This is a genomic window from Herbaspirillum sp. UBA812 (genome assembly GCF_002296545.1).
Taxonomy (GTDB): Bacteria; Pseudomonadota; Gammaproteobacteria; order Burkholderiales; family Burkholderiaceae_D; genus Herbaspirillum; species Herbaspirillum huttiense.
In genome coordinates this window covers 1-2703 of record NZ_DBIC01000128.1, presented here as the reverse complement: position 1 = coordinate 2703, position 2703 = coordinate 1, and the positions used below count along the sequence as shown (strand labels likewise).

The following is a 2703-nucleotide window of genomic DNA, read 5'->3' as shown; positions in this document are numbered from 1 at the left end:
TAGAGGGCGTGCGCCTGCCGCTGAGCGCCCTGGTGGACCAGGGCAAGGGCACGGGCGTGTGGGTGATCGATGACAAGTCCGGCACCGTCAGCCTGCAGCCGGTCAAGGTGGCCCAGCTGGGCGAAGAACTGGTGCGCGTCTCGCAAGGGCTCACCCCCGGCCAGCACGTGGTGGCCATGGGCGGCCATCTGCTCAAGTCTGGCCAGAAGGTGCAACTGCTGGCGGAAACCCGTATGGGGAGCGGATCATGAGCCGCTTCAATCTCTCCGCCTTCGGCGTGCAACAGCGCGCCATCACGCTGTTCCTGATCATCACCGTCAGCGTGGCCGGCATCTTTGCCTTCTTCCGTCTGGGCCGTGCCGAAGATCCCAGCTTCGTGGTGAAGGTCATGACCATTGCCGCCGCCTGGCCCGGCGCCACCGCGCAGGAAATGCAGGAGCAGGTCGCCGACCGCCTCGAAAAGCGCCTGCAGGAACTGGAAGCCTACGACCGCGTGGAAACCGCCTCGCGTCCCGGCCAGGTCACCATGAAGCTGTTCCTCAAGGATGACACCGACGCCAAGACCGTGGAAGAACAGTTCTACCAGGTCCGCAAGAAGCTCGGCGACGAGGCCGCCAACCTGCCGCGTGGCGTCTACGGTCCCTTCATCAACGATGAATACTCGGACGTCTACTTCTCGCTCTTCTCGCTGGAAGCCAGGCAGCTGCCGCACCGCCAGCTGGTCTTGCAGGCCGAGGAGATCCGCCAGCGCATGCTGCGCGTGCCCGGCGTGCAGAAGGTCAACATCCTGGGCGAACAGCAGCAGCGCATCTTCATCGACATCTCCTACCAGCGCCTGGCAACGCTGGGCATCAAGGCGCAAGCCATCATCGATGCGCTGGGCCGGCAGAACACCGTGACCTCGGCCGGCTTCGTGGAGACCAGCGGCCCGCGCGTGCAACTGCGCCTGGACGGTGCCATCGACAGCATCGACGCCGTCAAGGCCATCCCCATCGTGGGTGCCCAACGCACCGTCAAGCTGGGCGACATCGCCGAGGTGCGCCGTGGCTACGAGGACCCGGCCAGCTTCGTCATCCGCACCCAGAGCGAGTCTGCGCTGGTGCTGGGGGTCGTGATGAAGAAGGGTTACAACGGCCTGCAGCTGGGCGAGGACCTGGGCAGCTTCCAGCACACCCTGCAGGGTGAACTGCCCACCGGCATCACGCTGGAGCAGATCGCCGACCAGTCCAAGGCCATCAAGGCGGCCATCAACGAATTCATGATCAAGTTCTTCATGGCGCTGGCCGTGGTGATCGCGGTCAGCCTGGCCACCCTCGGCTGGCGCGTCGGTGTGGTGGTCGCGGCCGCCGTGCCGCTGACCCTGGGCGCGGTGTTCGTCATCATGCTCATGACCGGACGCGTCTTTGACCGCATCACGCTGGGCGCGCTGATCCTCTCGCTGGGCCTGCTGGTGGACGACGCCATCATCGCCATCGAGATGATCGTGGTGAAGATGGAAGAGGGCTTGAGCCGGGTGGCCGCCGCCACCTATGCCTGGACGGCGACTGCCGCACCGATGCTCTCGGGTACGCTGTTGACCATCATCGGCTTCCTGCCGGTCGGCTTTGCCCGCTCCACCGCAGGCGAATACGCCGGCAACATCTTCTGGGTGGTGGCCTTTGCGCTGCTGACCTCGTGGGTGGTGGCGGTGCTGTTCATTCCCTACATGGGCGTAAAGATGTTGCCCGACATCCCGGTGAAGGCCGGGGGCCACGACGAAATCTACAGCACCCCCAACTACATGCGCCTGCGCAATCTGGTGCGGTGGTGCGTGGACCACAAATGGCTGACTGCCGCCGTCACGGTGGGCCTGTTCCTGCTCTCCGGGGTGGGCATGGGATCGGTGCAGAAGCAGTTCTTCCCCAACTCCGAACGGCCCGAGCTGACGCTGGAAATCAACCTCCCGCCGGGCAGCGCCTTTGCCGCCACCGACGCCGTGGTCAAGCAGATCGAAGCGAACCTGCGCCAGGAGCCGGAAGCCGAGATCGTCTCCAGCTATGTCGGCCAGGGTACGCCGCGCTTCTTCCTGTCGGTCAATCCGGAGTTGCCCAACCCGGCCTTCGCCCAGATGATCGTGCTCACCCCCGGCCCGGCCGAGCGTGACGTGCTCAAGCAAAAGATCCGCAAGATGATCGCCGAAGGCCGCTTCCCCCAAGCCCGGGTACGTGTAAGCCAGTTCGTGTTCGGCCCGCCGGTGCCCTTCCCTGTGCTGTTCCGCGTGGTCGGTCCGGACCTCGACCGGGTGCGCGACATCGCCGAACAGGTGCGCGTGGTGATGGCCGCCAACCCCGACATGCGCGACGTGCATATGGACTGGGGCAACCGTACCGCCAACCTGCACCTGAGCCTGGACCAGGAGCGCCTGCGCCAGGTCGGCCTGTCGCCGCGTGACGCCGCCACCCAGTTGCAGGCCATACTCAACGGCATCCCCGCCACCCAGGTGCGCGAAGGCTTGCGTACCGTCGATGTGCTCATCCGCAGCCCGCATGCCGAACGCAGCAACCTGGCCGACCTGCGCAACCTGGTGCTGACCACCGACAGCGGCGCCAGCGTACCGCTGGCCCAGGTGGCACGGCTGGAAACGCGGATGGAAGATGCCGTCCTCAAGCGCTACAACCGCGAGACCTACATCGCCGTGCAAGGTGACATCCGCGACGGCAGCCA

General features: G+C 65.7%; 1 protein-coding gene and 1 pseudogene. Both read left to right on the top strand.

The genetic code is table 11. The annotated features are described in order from the left end of the window. Nucleotides 1–251: pseudogene (locus B3873_RS08100) on the top strand (efflux RND transporter periplasmic adaptor subunit); the annotation flags it as partial. After that, the coding region (locus tag B3873_RS08095) for an efflux RND transporter permease subunit (RefSeq protein WP_286865159.1) at nucleotides 248–2703 on the top strand (2456 nt) is incomplete at its 3' end. The pseudogene B3873_RS08100 and the gene B3873_RS08095, both read left to right, overlap by 4 nt.